Below are 18,352 nucleotides of genomic sequence, written 5' to 3'. Positions count from 1 at the left end.
TATAAAATTTCATTCGGATAAAATGGCAATTTTTCGATATAAAAGACATTTTATCCAATATATAAGAATTTTACCCTTTTAAGTTTTCAGCCCCTGACTTGATGTAGATATCCCTCTGTGGGAATGGGATCTCAATTCCTTCTGCTGTGAAAGCTTTGAATATCTCGTAATAGAGCTGGCTTTTGAGTACTGCGGGTTTGTTGATGTATTCGATAGACCAGACACGCAGGATGAAATTGAGGCTATTGTCTCCAAACTCATCAAAAAGCACATCGGGTGCAGGTTCTTTGAGCACGCCTTCATTTTGCATGGCCACTTCTATGAGGATGCGCTTGACATGTGTAGGGTTCGAGTTGTAGGCAGTACCTACGGGGAAGTTGAATCTTACTCTTCGTTCATTATGGCTCCAGTTGATGACATTGGAGGAGATGAATTCAGAGTTTGGGACAATGATGGAAATATTGTCATTGGTGATGATCTCTGTAGAGCGGGCATTGATCTGTACTACGTCTCCATAGACGCCATTGACTTCTATGCGATCACCTATCTTGATGGGTCTCTCAAAGAGGATGATGATCCCTGAGATGAAGTTGTTCATGATGTTTTGCAAGCCAAAACCGATACCTACCCCTAGTGCACCTGCTAGGACAGTCAATGAACTCAGGTCAATGCCCGAAGACTGCAATACGATGAAAAGACCGAGGCACACAAATACATATTTGGTGATGGTGCCAATGGACTGGTTGGTACTAGGATCTAATTGATAGCGCTTAAGTAGTCTACCTGTGATGAGTCTTCGTAGGCGCTCTGCCAAGAAAAAAACAAAAAAGATACTGGCTAGGAAAAAGACTAAAAAGCTGACGGTGATAGGTGTTTTGCCTAGATTGAATAAGGTGTAATCGAGGACGCTTTGTATCCACTCGATGATCTCAGAGCCTCCTTCATCTATGATTTGATCTATTTCTTCCATGTTTTTAAGGTATAGGTTTCAATATAGGATATTTTGGTTGATAAGAGAAAAAGAAGTTATGGTGTTTGGCTTTTGGGTAAAGAAGTTCGCCTAATTGACGAGTCAAAAATCCTGGAAAGTAATCTAATACTAGGGGATGACTAGAGGAAGACTAGCCGATGACTAGGGGATAAGTAGGGGAAGACTAGGGGATAAGTCTAGTTGGAGTGCTGAATATTTAATAGATTCTATTTATATTGATTATGATTTCGGCCTAGCAGGAGACTATTATTGTGCAGAAATGGGTAAAAAGAAGTAAATCAATATCATGGTCGTTAAAATAGTAAATGATATTATGAGAAAGATTGAAATATGGTTGAATATATTGCATTATTGTATATTCAAGACAGATAAAAAGCTTCACATACTGTTTAATAAAATAAATCCTTTTACACTAATAGGAAAGATCCCTGCTGTTAAAAGAAAATTTGAAGAAAAAGGGACAACTTATCTCAATGTTGTAAATAAAGTTTGGACAGATGAAAGGTTCGGTTTTGGTATAATTATATCGGGTTGTGGAATAGTAATTATTTCATCCTTTTTAATTTGGGGTTTATCAAGCACTTTTTTTGGACTTTTAGAAGTACGTTTTTTAGTCAAACCTATACATGTTTTAGTATATGGCTTGATATCATTTTTAGTATGTTACATGTTGGTGTTTCGCCATGATAAATATATTAAATACTTCAAAAAGCTCGATAAACTGTCAACAAATGAGAAATGGAAATTTGCATTGATCTCATTTTTATTTGTGGTTAGTTGCATTTCTCTTTGGATTTATAGCTTTAGATTTTCCGTGGGTAAAATATAAATTAGTAATAAAATACTTCTTATCTCAGACCAACTCTCAAAGGAATAACTATCAGTTATTCGCTCTTGGTATTTTGGAGCTCCACTGCGAAGACGATGTATTGTACGTTTATAAATAGTTTCATCAGTTTAAACCCCTCCCTCTAGCAGGTAAATCAATCCTTAGGGAGACAGGCCGTCCTTTCGGGAGATAAATGCGACCAGTTGATGGTGGTAGGTCAGCAGCCTCGGTAGTCCGAGACCCTTCCTTCGTCAGGGTGACAATGCAGGCGGGGTTTCATTGAACTAGCTGAATTGCAATTGGTATGGTCTTTAAAATGAAAGGGGATCATATGGATGGAAATGCCATCAATAGAGACGCCATCAATGGTCGTCTCTACGAGGTGGTGTAAAGGGGTGTTAGACGGGTGAAATTTTTGAAAAGTGAGTTGGATGAATTTGTATAATTCAAAATTTCATTTTCATATTTTTTAGTAATGGTATTCAAATTCTAAGTGAATAAGCATTTTGTTCAAGGGGTATATTCCCTTGTTTATCCTGTAAATGTCTAATTATTCCTATTATAAGGCTATTTATATCTGTCTATATAAAATTATATTTTTTTTTTTTAAGTTCGAAAACCCTCTAAATTTTAAGGAATACGTATTTTGAGAAAAAATATTGTTTAAGTGAGAAAATATTTTTTGATGCATAAAATATTTTTCATAATTACGAGGAAATATTAATGCGAAATTAATTCATGAAATACCTTTATTTTCTATTAATATCTATTGTCGTATCCAATAATGCTATTGCTCAGAGTAGTCGAATTACCGATAAGGTTCCAACTTCTCCTTCAGCGAATTCATTAGGTGCTTTTGGCGACATTCCTGTATCTAATTATTCAGGTAAGCCTAATATCAGTATTCCTCTAGGTCAGATTACTCATCGCGATCTGACGGTTCCAATTTCCCTTTCATATGATGCATCTGGTATAAAAGTGACATCTGTGTCAGGCTGGGTTGGGACTAACTGGAGTCTATTATCAGGAGGGGTGATTAATAGAGTGATGAGAAAACTTCCAGATGAACATATTGATGGATACTTTAATCAAGGTATAAGCATTCCACAAGTATTAGACCCTTTTTCATATAACAATTTACTGGACGAGATAGAAGAAGGCTTAGTAGACAAAGAAGCTGATATTTTTATTTTTAATTTTCCTGAAGGACAAGGGAAGTTTTTTTATAACGAGCTTGGAGATGTAGTTATAGTCCCTCAGCAAAGCTTTAAAATAGAGGGTAAACCAGGAGTTACAGATTGGTTTAAGATCACTGCGCCATCTGGAACTGTCTATACATTTAATGATTTAGAACAAACGACAATTCCAAGTAGTGGTAATAAGCCTTCACTAACCTTTACTTCTTCTTGGTATTTATCGGAAATTTTTTCTCCAAGATATCCAGATCATAAAATTACATTTGTTTACAGTGATCAAATGGAGTATGATGCTTACAAAATAAAGACAGAGAATAGAAGTACCTCACCATTATCAAATCAAATTGAAACATATACAAGTCCATACGATATTATTCTCTCTTATAACTCTAAGGTATTGAGGGAAATCAATTCACCAACATCAAAAGTGGTATTTAATCTATCAGAAAATTTTAGACAAGATCTTCCTAGTTCTAAATTTCTTCAAAATATCAGTTTTTATGCAAAGGATCTCTATGATATGTCTTTTGAATTAAAACAAGGATTCGATTTTCATTTTGACTATTATCAAGGGAGTGGAAAACTCAGGTTGTTATCAATACAGCCACTGCAAAATAATGCAGAAATAAGCCCACCTTATATTTTTGATTATCAGCAAGGTATTACACCAGCTACTAATTCTTTGAGCAGAGACTTTTGGGAATATTATAATGGAGCGGATAATACTTCTTTATTGAATACCTCGACTATGTTTCTGGCTTATTCCATTAATGGAGGCCAAATTATTGATCTTAAGTATAGAGCGAATGGAGGAGATCGATCTCCTAATGCTGATTATACTAAGATTGGTACTCTCAATAAGATAACGTATCCAACTGGAGGATCAACTGTATTTGAATTTGAAAATAATTACTTATCCAAGTCTAATTATCATCGGCTTTTTGATGGTTTACTTTTTACAGACTTTGATTATTGTGGTAACTTTCCTTCAATCAAATTTGAATTGACTCATGACTATGTTGAGGAGAACTTTGGAAACTTTGAATTAATTGATCAAGTAAATGTAAGTGAGGCTTTTGGTAGTAGCGAGGGGGAATTTTTCACTTTAGATTCTTTGAATTTTTCCTTAGATAATGATCAAACAATAAAGTTAGAGATTATTATTAATAATTCGGGTATTTCTCAAAACATTAATCCCAATAATTTTCCTGCTGTAATACTCGAAAAAAAAGAAAATAATATTTATAATGTCATAAATACTTTTAGTGAGGTAGGTTCATCTCAAGAATTTTTATATCTTCAATCAGGAGAATATCAACTTAAAACAAGAGCTATATATAGTGATAATAATTTTTCTGATTATGCCAGAGGGAGAGTAACATATTTCACTCAGGGGGATTCTTTACCAGATCGTATTTTAGGCCCTGGCTTGAGGGTAAAATCTATAACGCATTTGGATTCAGACTTAGATACTTTAAAAACACTTAGATACAATTATTTAGATTCTTTGGGGAAAGAATCAGGTGTACTCTACGATTTGCCGATATTCAATCATATTTTTTATGCTAATGATAATTTACCCTATGTTTTCCAAAGTTCAAAAAATAATTTTGTTCATTTCGGATCTCCTATTGGTTATTCTAATGTAACTATATTTAATAGTGACTCTACATCGAATGGTTATGTTTCTTATAAGTATGAGACCGTCCCACCTAATGAGTTATTATTAGATCAAGATATATCTGATCCTAGAAATTATCCGTTTGTGCCCTCTTATTATTCTTTCTGGGAATCAGGTAATTTATTGGAGACAGCTTTTTATAAAACTAGTGGCACCAATTTCACCCTTTTAAATAAGGAAAACTACTTATATGAAGAGTCTTTTAACAGTTTTCCATTTAGTTTTGTAGTTGCAGGATTTCAAAAACAGTCAGATAATAGTGTATATAATTGTTATTTAGATAAAACCTATATCCTGAAGTCGGGTTGGAATCGATTGCTTAGTAAAGTAACGACTGAATATCATTCGGATGGCCAATTAGTTCTTGAAGAGCAATTTACATACGAAGATGAACCTGTTAATTTTTTACCTAGGAAGATAGTTTCTAGTTTATCAAATGATCAAGATCTAATATTAATCAATAAATACTCTATTGATCTTGAAGATACTACTCTCGATTCATTAAAAAGTAGTTTTATGATAAATCAAATGGTAGAGAGTTATGAATTTAAATCTTCTGTATCTGGATATTCTCTTATTAGATCAAGTTATAAGGAATTTGATAATTTAAATTTAAGTAAAAGCTGGGAGCTAAATGAGCCAAATGATAATAGTTATCAGCTTTTAGACAATTTAGATAGGGGTGATTTGTCTTTTTATGATGATTACTTTATAACATATGGTGTAGACGCTATACCAATAAACATTGATTCCAAAGGAAACGAAAGTTCATATTCTTGGGATCAAACAGGTAATTATTTGCTAGCAAAGTTAGTGAATCATGACAAGGCTTTATCTTTTGCAATTACATCATTTGAGACCCAAGACAAAGGTAGCTGGAGTTATACGGGTTCTTCAATAGAGAGTGAATCATCTAAAACGGGAAGGCGAGTTTATGATCTATCAAGTGGTGCGATTTCAAAAAGTGGCTTAGCCTCAGCTACCTATGAGTTAAGTTTTTGGGCTAAGGCAGCTTCAGGATCCCAGCCGTGGACTTTTATGGGTCAAACCGAGTCGCTTACTACTGAATGGCAATTGATCAGAAGACAAGTTACAGGTGCATCCATCACTATATCAGGTAGCAATATTTTAGTAGATGAAGTCAGGCTACATCCAGTAGGTTCACAGATGTCTACTTACACCTATGATCCCTTGGTGGGTGTAACTAGCATGACAGATGCTAACCATGTGACGGTGTACTATGAGTATGATTATGCCCAGCGATTGAAGTGCATCAAGGACGAGAAGGGAAATATCCTGCAACAGTTTGAATACAACTATTACAGTTCTAATGAGGAATGATATGATGAGACTTTTATTGACGATTATCTTTTCTTTTTCGATTATGGGCTCTATAATGGCTAGACAAGGACTTGGAGATCCTTTACTTAGTCCAGTTACAGAAGTTAATGTGACCACTCCAAATGTATCAGGTTTACTAAACTTCAGTAATACTCCCGTAGATATTGCTAGCGGTACTACCAAGATCAGTGTAACTATTCACACAATCTCACTTCCTGGTCTAACAGTACCTATCTCCTTAGATTATTTTTCAGGTGGTGTAAAAGTAGAAGAGGTTTCTTCTGATGTAGGACTCAGTTGGAGTTTGAATGCTGGTGGCGTAATCAATAAATCTTCAAAAGGAAGAGTTGATTATGATGGATTTAATTATGTTTTTCCAGATTCTTACCAATCTTTTAATCCAAATGACTATTCATCCAATTTTGAAGATTATGAATGGATGAAGTACCGATTAGAGTATTGTGAGGATCTAGAGCCAGACATGTTTAGCTTTAATTTTTTGGGTAAATCGGGTAAATTATTTTACGATGATGAAGGCTCGTTAATTCCTTACCCATTTGAGAATATGAAGTTTTCTCAGTATTCAGCTATTGATGATAAAGGTAATCAATATTTTTTTGAGGCAGGTGAAGGGGCATTTGTAACAAGTCTCTGCCCAGGAGCTTTAAATACGACTTGCTTGACTGAATATTCAAGCAATGCGAATTTTTTAACAAAAGTAATAACTGCTAGCCAAGATACTGTTTGGTTCGATTATGAAAATATTTTTTACAGTTATGCTAGTTCAGTAAATGAGACGGTCTATGAAATGACCACTCTAGGTTTAGGTTGTCAGATTCCTACAGAGTATGATTACACTATTTGTGTAGTAAACAATAGCGTTTCAAGTAGTAGACTTAGACAAATTAGGTCAACTAGAGGGCATTTAGTTGAGTTTAAATACAACACCGAATCTAGATTAGATTTACCAGGTACTAATGCATTAAAACAAATAGTTGTAAAGTATGATGCAACTCCTGACGTTTTGAGTGATTCTTTGTACAATCAAATTATCAAGGTTGTAGATTTATATCAAAGTTATGTTAATGGCCCCCTGTTAAGTCATCCAGCCCTTGAAGTACCTAGTTATACAGCCCAACGCCTTGTTTTAGACTCTGTTGTAGTAGATAGTGAACAAGTTTATCAGTTTGATTATAATGGAGGATTACCAGGTCGATTAAATTTTTCTCAAGACTATTATGGCTATTATAACGGTCTTGGGTCAAGCACCTTTTTGCCTAGCATTAATGGTTATCCTATCACATATAGTGGAGCAAATAGACAGGTAAACCAAATCTTTGCATCTGTGGGTTTAATGAATAAAATCATTTATCCTACTGGCGGCTATTCAACCTTTGCATATGAAGGAAATCCTGTAGGGGGTGCAAGGGTTAAGACTATCAATAATTATGATCAAGACAATACTTTGTTATTATCAAAAGGCTACGAATATTACGGTGATATATCTCAGGGGATGTTGTTTGACTATATGTTCGTACAAACCAAAAGACAAAGACAAAGTCATAATGAATTGGGGTATTTAGCTCTTGCATGTGATTACGCGATTATCACTAGCAGTCCGTCTGCTTTGGAAGCTATATGGCCAAGATCAATCAAATATGCTCAAGTTGATGAATACATCACAGGTGAAAGTAATGGGAAAATAAGTCACTATTTTACCTCTAAACATAATATTATTGGGTTACCCAATGCATTGGTATTTGAAACTGACGAATCAGTCTATTCTGGTCTCCCACTTAAAAATGAATATTACAGTTATTCACAAGAGTTTGGCTATCGGTTGGTAAGTTCTGATAGTACAGTATACCGTCTTCATACCGAGTTGGAAGGTTCTCCTCCAAGTCTAGTTCCTTCTCATAATCAGCCAATAAGAAGAGCCCTTCGCGCAACACAAAGAGAGCCAGAAATTGAGGCTACTTTTGACAACATTTTTTATCCAGCTCAATTTGATTGGAGGTTTTATTATTACTACTCTGCATTTTTGGCACCTGTCAAAAAGATCTCTAGGTCTTATAGTTCAACAGGTGATGGAAGCTATCTAGAATCTATTGTTGACTTAAGCTATGATTCACTTCAAGCAACGCTCATTTCAGAGAAAGTAAATAACAGTGATGGCACTGAATACTCAAAGTCTATAAGATATGCCTATCATTTTGATGATCCCGTGTATCAAAATATGGTCAATAATCATATTTATTCCGAACCTGTTATAGAGACTTATGCTACCAATGGAATGGTTTATCAAGGTGTTGCGAAAACAATGAAAGAAGTACAAGGAATAGGATCAAATAGATTCGTTCCATCAGGGTCTTATATATTTGATATCACGGAGCCAGTGTCTTTTTCTTTTCCTTCTGATAATCCTGCTTCATCTTCTAGTAACCTTGAGCAGAAGCTCTCAAATACTGTTTTTGATGATAGGTTTGGGAATTTGATTAGTTACCGAGTAGACGATGTGCCTTATACAAACCTATATGATTATAATGGACTATATCCTGTCATGCAATGTAGCAACTGTACTAATGCTACCGTGGCAATTACATCATTTGAGACTCAGGAAAAGGGTGGTTGGAGCTATACGGGTTCTTCAATAGAGAGCTCTTCCTCTAAAACGGGAAGGCGAGTTTATGATCTATCAAGTGGTGCGATTTCAAAAAGTGGCTTAGCCTCAGCTACCTATGAGTTAAGTTTTTGGGCTAAGGCAGCTTCAGGATCCCAGCCATGGACTTTTATGGGTCAGACGGAGACGCTTACCAGTGAATGGCAATTGATTAGAAGACAAGTTACAGGTGCATCCATCACTATATCAGGCAATAATATTTTAATAGATGAAGTAAGGCTACATCCAGTAGGTTCACAAATGTCTACTTATACCTATGATCCCTTGGTCGGTGTTACTAGCATGACAGATGCCAATCATGTGACGGTGTACTATGAGTATGATTATGCCCAGCGATTGAAGTGCATCAAGGATGAGAAGGGGAATATCCTGCAACAGTTTGAATACAACTATTACAGTGCTGGGAATGAATAAGTTGTTCAGCTATATCGTTCTTTTGCTTTTCGGCTATCATACTGGCTATGCACAACAGTCTGTGCTTAGCCAAGAGCCAGCTGTATTGAAGCAGTATGAAGGGTATGCAGATAAGTTAAACGATTTAAAGACTTTGAAATGGCCTGACAGTGTTGCAAGGAGAAATTTCATCAAGAATCAATTCAGTAAATCTGGACGAGCTTTTAATACCCTAGAATCCAGGGTAGCCTTAGACCAAGACTGGTATGTAGAAGGAAAATCCATTGGTCAGCAGGGGCTTTCTGAGTTTAATCAACTCAAAGAATTGGATTGGGATAATATAGATCAAGCGGTAGCGCAAAAGACCAGTCGCTATCTGCCTGCACAGATACAAAAGGAAGCTGTTGGGGCAGATTATTTCAAAAGTTATACCCAGCAAGAGGCGATGAAATCCTTGTCTAATGAGCCATACTTTGCACAGTATCAACAGCAGCTTTTGGCTGCACAGCAGCAGCTGGCAGAATTGAAGATGAAGTATCAGATGGTGCAAGATGCTAAAGGAGAGTTGAAGCTTCAGAAAAGACAAAGTTTAGCAGATAAGCCTTTCAAAGACCGCTTCTATCCTGGGCTTCTTTTACAGCCCTATTTTGGAGAAGATATGGCATTAGAGATTGGTCCAGAGTTTAGCTACTACCTCGATAAAAATTGGATGATTGGCCTATTTGGTCATTATCGCATGACTTACTCGCAACAGTTTGAGCAAGCATACTTTGATCCATATATCTATGGCTTAGGAGCGAGTGTTAGCTACCGCGTGGCGAAAGCAAATTTCTTACGGTTTCAAATCATCAATACCTATCAAGAAGGATCACATGCCTTGGATAAAGGCTTGAATCTTCGTCCATTCAACTATCAAGTGGGATATATGAAGCAGATAGCAGTAAAAGGTCAGACCTTTTACATGGGAGCTTTGTACCGCTTGATCAAAGAACCCAGTCCACAGTTGGGTCCTAGGTTAAATTTTAAAATTGGCTATTACTTAAAGAAACATCGAATATGAGACAGATTTACCTTTTTTTAGTGCTTTTTTTATTCACAACCATATTAGCACAAGCGCAGGGAACAAGTTACGAACGTGCAGATCTATTTGGGGAGTGGCAAATGGATGTTGATAAAGTCATTGCTTCTATGAAGCCAGCGATCAAGGCACAGTATGATACGATTCCTGCGGTACAGAAGTCTCATTTTCGAGAGACTACTGCTTCTAGGAAATTCATTTTTAGTGAAAGTGCTTTCCGGTCTACTTGGTATGCAGCAGGAAAAACTAATAGCCAAGAGGGTACTTGGGAGCTCAATGGAGCAGTATTAAAGGTGAAGTTTGGAGCGCAGGAAGTACTTTTTGACATTCTTTCTGTAGAGGATAAAAAGCTGGTGCTTAAACCGCAAAGAGAAGGTCGTGGGATGACCAATTTGTTGATTTTTAAAAGGGATGATTTATGAGAAAGCTTTATATATTAACCATAGTGTTGCTGGCATCTCTTCAAGCAACAAATGTATATGCAAGACAATTTGAGATTGACCCAGGAGGAGATCCTGGGGGAGGGGGGCAAGGTTACTCGGTCTATATCTTCGGAAATGGTTCAGTAAGTCAGAATACGAGTAACACGTATTATGCTTATTACATGGATCAATTTGGAAGCACAGTAATGCCTCCATTTGGTTTGACAGAATCTTGGTTAGCAACCAATGGAGCTTATCAGGATCCATTTGGTGGTGGATATGGTAACGTTAATATTATTTTTCCTAATCAAGGAGTTTCTACTATTATGTATGAGGCTTCAGATTTTTATGACTACTACTATGCTAGCTATCAAGTCAGTGTGGGCCCCTCATGTGATGGAATAACACCCACAGCAAGTCCTGGTAGTAGATGTGGTACTGGGAGTGTAACATTAACGGCAGGGAATGCCCCTTCGGGATTTGGTTACAGGTGGTATGATAGCAATCAAACGACTTTGTTGTCAAGTAGTCAAAATTTTACCACGCCTAGCTTATCATCCAATAAAACATATTACTTAGCTTATGCTGCGGGTACTTGTACAACTACTAAAATACCTGTTCAAGTTACGATTAGTGGTCCTCCAACAAGATATACAGTAGAAGGAGGAGGGTCAGTCTGCTCTGGAGGAAGTGTTCCAATTAGTTTGTCAGGATCTCAAAGTGGTTATACCTATCAGTTAATTAGATCTGGTGGGTTAGTAGAATCTAAAACAGGCAACGGAGGAATAGTAGTATTTAGTCCACAATCTGTATCTGGCACCTATGCTGTTCAAGCAATAAGCCCAGCTGGGTGTAATATTCTAATGTTTGGATCTGCTTCTGTTGTTATCCAACCAAGGCCTACCATTTACACAGTTGGCGGTGGTGGTACAGTCTGTGCGTCTGATAGTGGTGTGGGTGTGACACTTTCAGGCTCACAATCAGGAGTAACCTATTCTTTAAGGAGGAATGGCTCATTTGTTAAAAATATGTCAGGTACAGGAGGTTCTCTCAACTTTGGAGCTCAAACTGTTAGTGGGACTTACACGGTGATTGCTACCAATGCAACAACGGGATGTACCAGTACGATGAGTGGTTCTGCCTCTGTGACGATTAATCCAACACCTAACTTATATACACTGAGTGGTGGTGGTAGTTACTGTTCAGGTGGGAGTGGATTTGGCTTTTCACTATCAGGCTCTCAGAGTGGAATAAACTATACATTAAGAAGGAATGGCAGTAATGTGACTACATTATCGGGTAATGGCGGGGCATTAAGTTTTGCTACCCAAACAACTGCTGGGACTTATACGGTATTAGCCACAAATGCGACTACGGGGTGTACAAGGGTTATGAGTGGATCACCAGTAATCACGGTGAATCCTCTACCCAATGTTTATACCTTAAGTGGTGGGGGAACTGCTTGTACATTGGAAAATACAAATCCCATAGTTTTATCAGGTTCTCAAATCGGTGTTACTTATAGTCTTCGAAGAAATGGTGTTTTGGTAACGAATGCTTCTGGAACAGGAGGCGTCATTGATTTTGGAGAGCAATATACATCAGGTACTTATACTGTTGTAGCATCAAGTTCAGCGGGCTGTGCTCGCAATATGACGGGCTCTGTAAATGTTACGATTAATAATGCCCCTACGTCCTATACTGTTAGCGGTGCAGGAAGCATCTGCTCAGGAGAGGCAGGTCTATCAATCAGCCTATCAGGGTCACAATCAGGGGTCAATTATACCTTGAGAAGGAATGGGACTAATGTCGTTACAAAGTCTGGTACTGGAAGTGCGCTTAGTTTCGATCCTCAAACAACTGCGGGTACTTATACCGTATTAGCCACAAATGCGACTACAAGCTGTTCGATCCTGATGAGTGGATCACCAGTAATCACAGTGAATGCATTGCCAACTAACTATACTGTATTTGGAGGAGGTGCACATTGTGCTGGTGAAGATGGTAATGAAGTGAGACTATCAGGCTCACAGTCTGGAATTACTTATGCTCTCAAGCGAAACGGTACAATAGTGTCTTATCTAAGTGGAACAGGTAGTGCTCTTAATTTTGGTTATCAGACAACTGCAGGTACATACACAGTAGACGCTAGTAATTCATCAACTGGTTGTGTAAGGACTATGACTGGTTCAGCCAGTGTGGCTATTAACTCATTGCCTACAGCCTTCACAGTAGGAGGCGGAGGTGTATATTGTTCTGGAGATGCAGGTTTACCAATTACATTATCAGGATCTCAAAGTGGAGTCACTTATCTATTAAAGCTTTGGGGTGAGACTGTTAGTTCAGCGCCAGGAAATGGAAGTGCTCTTAATTTTGGGGTACAATCTGGCATTGGAGCCTATACAGTTGTCGCTACAAATGCTGCTGGTTGTAGTGTTGATATGACGGGTAGTGCATCAATAGGAATGTATGACCCACTTAATAATTACACCACTAGTGGTGGTGGAACTATTTGTTCTGGAGGTGGTGGATTGACCATTTCTTTGTCTGGTTCTCAGACTGGAGTGAATTATGCTTTGAAACGAAATGGTACTACTGTCAATCAATTTGCAGGAACGGGTAATCCTTTAAACTTTACAGGTCATAATGACGCTGGTACATATACCATAGAAGCTACCAATGTAAATACTGGTTGTACAAGGGTGATGTCGGGCACGGCTACGGTTACGGTTAATCCTTTGCCAACCGCCTATACGGTAGGAGGAGGAGGAACTATCTGTTCTGGAGAGAGTCCGCCCGCTGTTACTTTATCTGATTCGCAGAGCGGGGTGAACTATACCTTGAAAAGAGGAAGTACTACTGTTACTACCCTTCCTGGTACAGGGAATGCCTTAAACTTTGGGGTACAGCCAAGCTCAGGTACATACACCGTAGTGGCTACGAATGCTACTACAGGTTGTGTGAGAACGATGAGTGGTTCTGCGACTATTACTATCAATACATTACCGACTAATTTCAGTGTTGGAGGAGGAGGCGCATTCTGTACGGGTGATGCTGGTTTACCAGTCACGCTATCAGGTTCGCAAAGTGGTATTAGTTATGCCCTGAAAAGAGGAAGCACTACAGTTTCTACACTTTCAGGTACAGGGAGTGCTCTGAATTTTGGTAATCAAACTGTTGCTGGTACTTACACTGTAGTAGCGACTTCAACAAATGGTTGTATTCGCACCATGTCAGGAAGTGCAACTATCACCGTAAATGCCTTGCCATCCAATAGCATCAGCTTTACTGGTAATAGTCGTTTTGGCGCAGGTTCTGTTACAATAAGCATCAGCAATCCACAGCCTGGGGTTACTTATGAATGGTTTAGCACAAGCTCTAGTACGACAGTCTTGGCTGAAGGAACCTCTTATACAGCTACAGCCAGTGCAAGCAGTACTACATTTAGATACGTACGTGCTAAGAATGCCAATAATTGTGTGAGTGCTCGGGTAGCCGTACCGGTGACGGTCTATCCAACGACTACTATAGCAGCCACTAATGGTGGCGTGTTGTCTATGGGACAAGCCACCGTGTTGAGCTCCTCTGCGACTTACACCTATGACAGCTATCAATGGTCTAGAGAAGGTACACCAGTAGTAGGGACAAGTGCCACCTACACGGCTACCCAGCCAGGCGTCTATACATTGAGTGTAACCAAAGCAGGACAAAGCTACACAACGCCTAGCATCACGGTGAGCGCTGGGGTAAGTGCTCAAAACCTAAACTATATCATCAGCAATACCATCTTAGCCGACAGTATCAAAGATGAAGGGATGATTGCCTCCCTAGATCGCTCACAAAATGAGCAGACCATCCAATATTTTGATGGCTTGGGTAGGCTGATGCAGACAGTAAGTACTGCGAGTTCTCCAACGGGTCATGATATCGTAACACCAACGGTCTATGATGCTCTAGGAAGAGAAGCGAAGAAATACTTACCAATGGTGAGCAACCAATCTAATGGCTTCTTCAAATCCGATATCCTGACTGGGCCAACTGGTACTTATACAGGAAGTCCTCATGAAGCGTTCTATAGCCTAGGGGAAACTGCTAAGCTAGCAGCAGATGCGATGCCTTATGCTACGACTATCTTTGAGCCATCTCCGCTCAACAGACCACTGAAGCAGGGTAATCCTGGGGCAGCGTGGCAGGCAGATGGAACGCATGCAATGAGCTATGTGTATGCTTTCAATCAAGCACAAGAAGTATTGCAGTTTAGCTATGACCCAGTCTATCAAGTAGTGACTGCGGGAACAGTAGGTAACCTCAACTACTATGCAGCCAATCAGCTCAAGGCAGATCAAATGATCGATGAGGAGCAAACCATCACAATCAGCTATGTAGACAAGATGGGTAAAACACTGGCCAAGAAAATCAAGAAGGCTGGAGAGGAAACGATGACCTATTATGTCTATGATGTCTTTGATCAATTGGCAGTGGTGATTCCTCCGCAAGCTGTGAAGCTGTTGGATACCCAGTATCATGGGCAGTCAGTGACTGATCAGCAAAGCTTCCTGAGCAAGTGGGCATATCGCTATACTTATGATGGCAGAAAGCGCATGATCACCAAAGAAGTTCCTGGGGCAGGTAAGACCTATATGGTCTATGACAAAAGAGATAGACTGGTGCTGACCCAAGATGCTGAGCAAAGAAAGGATAGTCTATGGCTCTATACCAAATATGATGGACTGAATAGGGCTGTCATGACGGGTATGTATCAGGCAGCAAGCGTGATGAGTCAAGCAGACATGGCCGCACAGGTAGCTGCTACTATCAGCGAACGTTATACAGGCGCAGGAGATCATGGCTATAGCAATGATGCCTTCCCTACACAAGATGTAACAGTCTATACAGTGAGCTACTATGATGACTATCAGTTCAAGAGCAAACTACAGAATACAGGCGGCTTGAATATGAACTATCAGGGCACTCACCTGACAGGTCTTCCAAATAGCTTCAGCACAAGAACAATCAATCTGGTAACAGGTAGTAAAGAGCGTGTCCTAGCTACTGAGAAGTTTATTGAAGTAGTTAACTACTATGATGAGCGTCAAAGAGTGGTGCAAGTGGTGAAGAACAATCACTTAGATGAAGAAGAGCGTAGTTCTACTCGCTACAAAAACCTCATCAATCCACAGGTGATGGCTAGTAAGACAACCTATGGTGGGGCGGTAAACATCACTCGTGGCTTCCAGTATGATCCAGCAGGTAGACTGCTCAGCGTACAGCACCAAGTCGATAATGGTGATATTGTGACACTCACGGCTAATGAGTACAATGCACTAGGAGAAGTCGTGACGAAACACCAGCACGGTACTTCTGGCAGCTATGCTCAAAGCATCGACTATCGCTATAATATCAGAGGCTGGCTGACGAGGATCAACCATGCAGACCTCCGTCAAGAGGGTGCTGCGGCAGCGGATTACTTCGGAATGGAACTGGGCTATGATGATAACCTAGGACTAGGCAGTCAAGGTCAGTACAATGGTAACATCAGTGCGATGAAGTGGAGTAGAGACTTGGGAGATGTCTCCCTAGGCTATGGCTACAGTTATGACTTCCTTAATCGATTGACCAACGCTGATCTTAGAACTTCAAGCAACTGGACTAGTACGACTACGGCTTTACAAACAAGCTACAGCTATGATGCCAATGGCAATATCTTAACACTCAATAGAAAAGATCAGGCTGGAACTGTGATCGATAGCTTACGCTATGACTATGGGACTAATGCGGCTTATAGCAATCAACTATTGGCAGTAACGGATTATAGTCAAAACGATAAGGGCTTTAAAGATGGCAATACGACTAATGATGACTATGTCTATGATAGCAATGGCAATCTCATAGCAGACCTTAATAAAAACATCGTAGAGATCAGCTATAACCATCTCAACCTCCCTGATACGGTGTACTTCGGAGATGGCAGACAGATCAACTACCTCTACAGTGCGACAGGTCAGAAGCTACAGCAGTGGAGTGTGGGGCCTGATACGGATCGCAAGACCGACTATACAGGGGAGCTGGTCTATGAGTCAGACACGCTACAGCTGATCTTGCATGAAGAGGGAAGGATCACTTTTGACAATGGACTGAGCTATGAATACTTCCTCAAGGATCACTTGGGCAATGTACGAGTGAGCTACACCACCAATCCAAGTGTGGAAGTGGCACAGGCAGACTTAGAGCAAACCCCTGAGGACTTTGGAGACGGAGGAACCATCATCTCTAACAGCCACTACAATAGCACCCCAGGCGGTAACCAATCCCTACGACTCAGTGGTGTAGAAGGAGAGATCATAGGCTTGAGCAAATCCCTGCAAGTGATGGCAGGAGATACGGTCAAGCTCAGTGTGAAAGCCATCTATCCTCAGATAGATCCGGGAGCAGCGAGTACGGATATTGGTAGCTACATGGCAGCAGGCTTCTTGAACAGCTTTGGGATAGAGAGTGCGCCAGAGCAGTCAGACCTGTATGAGTTGTTTGGAGATCTCTTTATGTCAGGGCCTATCTTTACGGGCAATAGCGATACGAGTATTCCGAGAGCCTATCTCAACTACCTCGTCTTTGATGAGCAGATGACCTTAGTGGACATGGGCTTTAGACAAGTGAGTGTGGCAGGACAGACGGATGGGACTACGGGCACACATGAGACACTATCGGCTGACCTCACGATCAGCAAATCTGGATTTGTTTTTGTATATTTATCGAATGAGAGCGGACAGGTGTCCGAGGTGTTCTTTGACGATATGCGGGTGGAGCTGGCGCATGGGCCACTGCTGCAAGAGACAGGTTACTATCCATTTGGTTTGGAGACTTATCAGAGCAATGCCAGTGGGATGACTGCTCAGAGGTATCTCTACAATGGGAAAGAGAAGCAAGAGGAGACTAGCTGGCTAGACTATGGCGCTAGGATGTATGACCCAATAATAGCACGTTGGACGACTATAGACCCTTTAGCTGATTTATACGAAAGCTGGAGTCCTTACAATTATACTATGAATAATCCTATCAGGTATATAGACCCTGATGGAATGATGGTTAGTGATGCTATTTCAGGGAATGATGTTATCAATGATACTGACCCAGAACCAGAAATTGCACCTATTTTGTTAGATGAAGTTGTTGTAGTTGCGAAGAAAAAGAAAGAATCTTCAAATTGGGTTAGTTGGGTTCAAACAGGTTTGGATATTGTTGGCTTTATTCCTGTTGTTGGAGAAATAGCTGATGGAGCCAATGCATTAATTTATTTAGCACAGGGAGATTATGTCAATGCAGGAATAAGTGCTGCTGCAATGATACCTGTTGTTGGTGATTTAGGCAAAGGTGTAAGACTTGGTAAAAAATTATATAATCTTATAGATGCAACAAAAGGTGTTTCTGGTATTTATGAGATTACTACCAAAAGTGGTAAAAAATACATTGGACAATCGAAAGATGTTGGTAAGAGATTGAAGCAACACAATAAATCTGCAAAGTTCAAATCTGACGAAATAGTAGATGTAAAGGTTACAGAAGTCAAGGGACAAAAAGTTGACAGGGAAGTTTTTGAACAACGCCAACTAAATAATGCTACCGATGGTGTTGGAGCTCAAAGTGATAAAGTTTTAAATACTAGAAATCCTATAGGTTCAAATAGAGCAAGTGAGATGTCAAGAACCGTAACTACTGGGAAAACTTATAAAATGGATTAATGTAA

General features: G+C 39.4%; 7 protein-coding genes. 6 read left to right on the top strand and 1 reads right to left on the bottom strand.

Annotated elements, in window-relative coordinates; genetic code table 11:
- Positions 1-70 precede the first annotated feature (70 nt).
- Positions 71-970 (bottom strand): mechanosensitive ion channel family protein, encoded by a 900-nt coding sequence (locus I5349_RS09555; protein WP_226390537.1) that lies wholly within the window; start codon positions 968-970, stop codon positions 71-73.
- Positions 971-1,304: 334 nt separating this feature from the next.
- Here I5349_RS09555 and I5349_RS09550 point away from each other — a divergent pair, with 334 nt between their 5' ends.
- From I5349_RS09550 to I5349_RS09525, 6 genes are all read left to right on the top strand, one after another.
- Positions 1,305-1,820, top strand: a complete 516-nt coding sequence (locus I5349_RS09550) for a hypothetical protein (protein WP_226390536.1) — start codon at positions 1,305-1,307, stop codon at positions 1,818-1,820.
- Positions 1,821-2,558: 738 nt separating this feature from the next.
- Positions 2,559-6,038 carry a hypothetical protein gene (locus I5349_RS09545; RefSeq protein WP_226390535.1) on the top strand — a complete coding sequence of 1,160 codons (3,480 nt, stop codon included), beginning with the start codon at positions 2,559-2,561 and terminating at the stop codon, positions 6,036-6,038.
- Between the two features lies 1 nt (position 6,039).
- The gene (locus tag I5349_RS09540; protein WP_226390534.1) at positions 6,040-9,132 is read left to right on the top strand and encodes an RHS repeat domain-containing protein; all 3,093 of its coding nucleotides are present in this window, start codon (positions 6,040-6,042) and stop codon (positions 9,130-9,132) included.
- Positions 9,125-10,171 (top strand): hypothetical protein, encoded by a 1,047-nt coding sequence (locus I5349_RS09535; RefSeq protein ID WP_226390533.1) that lies wholly within the window; start codon positions 9,125-9,127, stop codon positions 10,169-10,171. Before I5349_RS09540 ends, I5349_RS09535 begins: the two co-directional genes overlap by 8 nt.
- On the top strand, positions 10,168-10,611 hold the full coding sequence (locus I5349_RS09530) for a hypothetical protein (protein ID WP_226390532.1): 444 nt from the start codon (positions 10,168-10,170) through the stop codon (positions 10,609-10,611). The genes I5349_RS09535 and I5349_RS09530 overlap by 4 nt, the downstream gene beginning before the upstream one ends.
- Positions 10,608-18,347: a DUF6443 domain-containing protein gene (locus tag I5349_RS09525; RefSeq protein ID WP_226390531.1), complete on the top strand. Its 7,740-nt coding sequence runs from the start codon at positions 10,608-10,610 to the stop codon at positions 18,345-18,347. The genes I5349_RS09530 and I5349_RS09525 overlap by 4 nt, the downstream gene beginning before the upstream one ends.
- The last annotated feature ends 5 nt before the right edge of the window (positions 18,348-18,352 follow it).

This window comes from Penaeicola halotolerans (genome assembly GCF_016464625.1).
Lineage (GTDB): Bacteria > Bacteroidota > Bacteroidia > Cytophagales > Cyclobacteriaceae > Penaeicola > Penaeicola halotolerans.
This window is presented reverse-complemented; position numbering and strand designations above follow the sequence as displayed.

What these genes read in the sequence shown, in the direction of transcription:
- I5349_RS09530 (WP_226390532.1), top strand. Translation starts at nt 10,168, where the DNA reads ATGAGACAGATTTACCTTTTTTTAGTGCTTTTTTTATTCACAACCATA.
- I5349_RS09545 (WP_226390535.1), top strand. Translation starts at nt 2,559, where the DNA reads ATGAAATACCTTTATTTTCTATTAATATCTATTGTCGTATCCAATAAT.
- I5349_RS09550 (WP_226390536.1), top strand. Translation starts at nt 1,305, where the DNA reads ATGAGAAAGATTGAAATATGGTTGAATATATTGCATTATTGTATATTC.
- I5349_RS09555 (WP_226390537.1), bottom strand. Translation starts at nt 970, where the DNA reads ATGGAAGAAATAGATCAAATCATAGATGAAGGAGGCTCTGAGATCATC.
- I5349_RS09540 (WP_226390534.1), top strand. Translation starts at nt 6,040, where the DNA reads ATGATGAGACTTTTATTGACGATTATCTTTTCTTTTTCGATTATGGGC.
- I5349_RS09525 (WP_226390531.1), top strand. Translation starts at nt 10,608, where the DNA reads ATGAGAAAGCTTTATATATTAACCATAGTGTTGCTGGCATCTCTTCAA.
- I5349_RS09535 (WP_226390533.1), top strand. Translation starts at nt 9,125, where the DNA reads ATGAATAAGTTGTTCAGCTATATCGTTCTTTTGCTTTTCGGCTATCAT.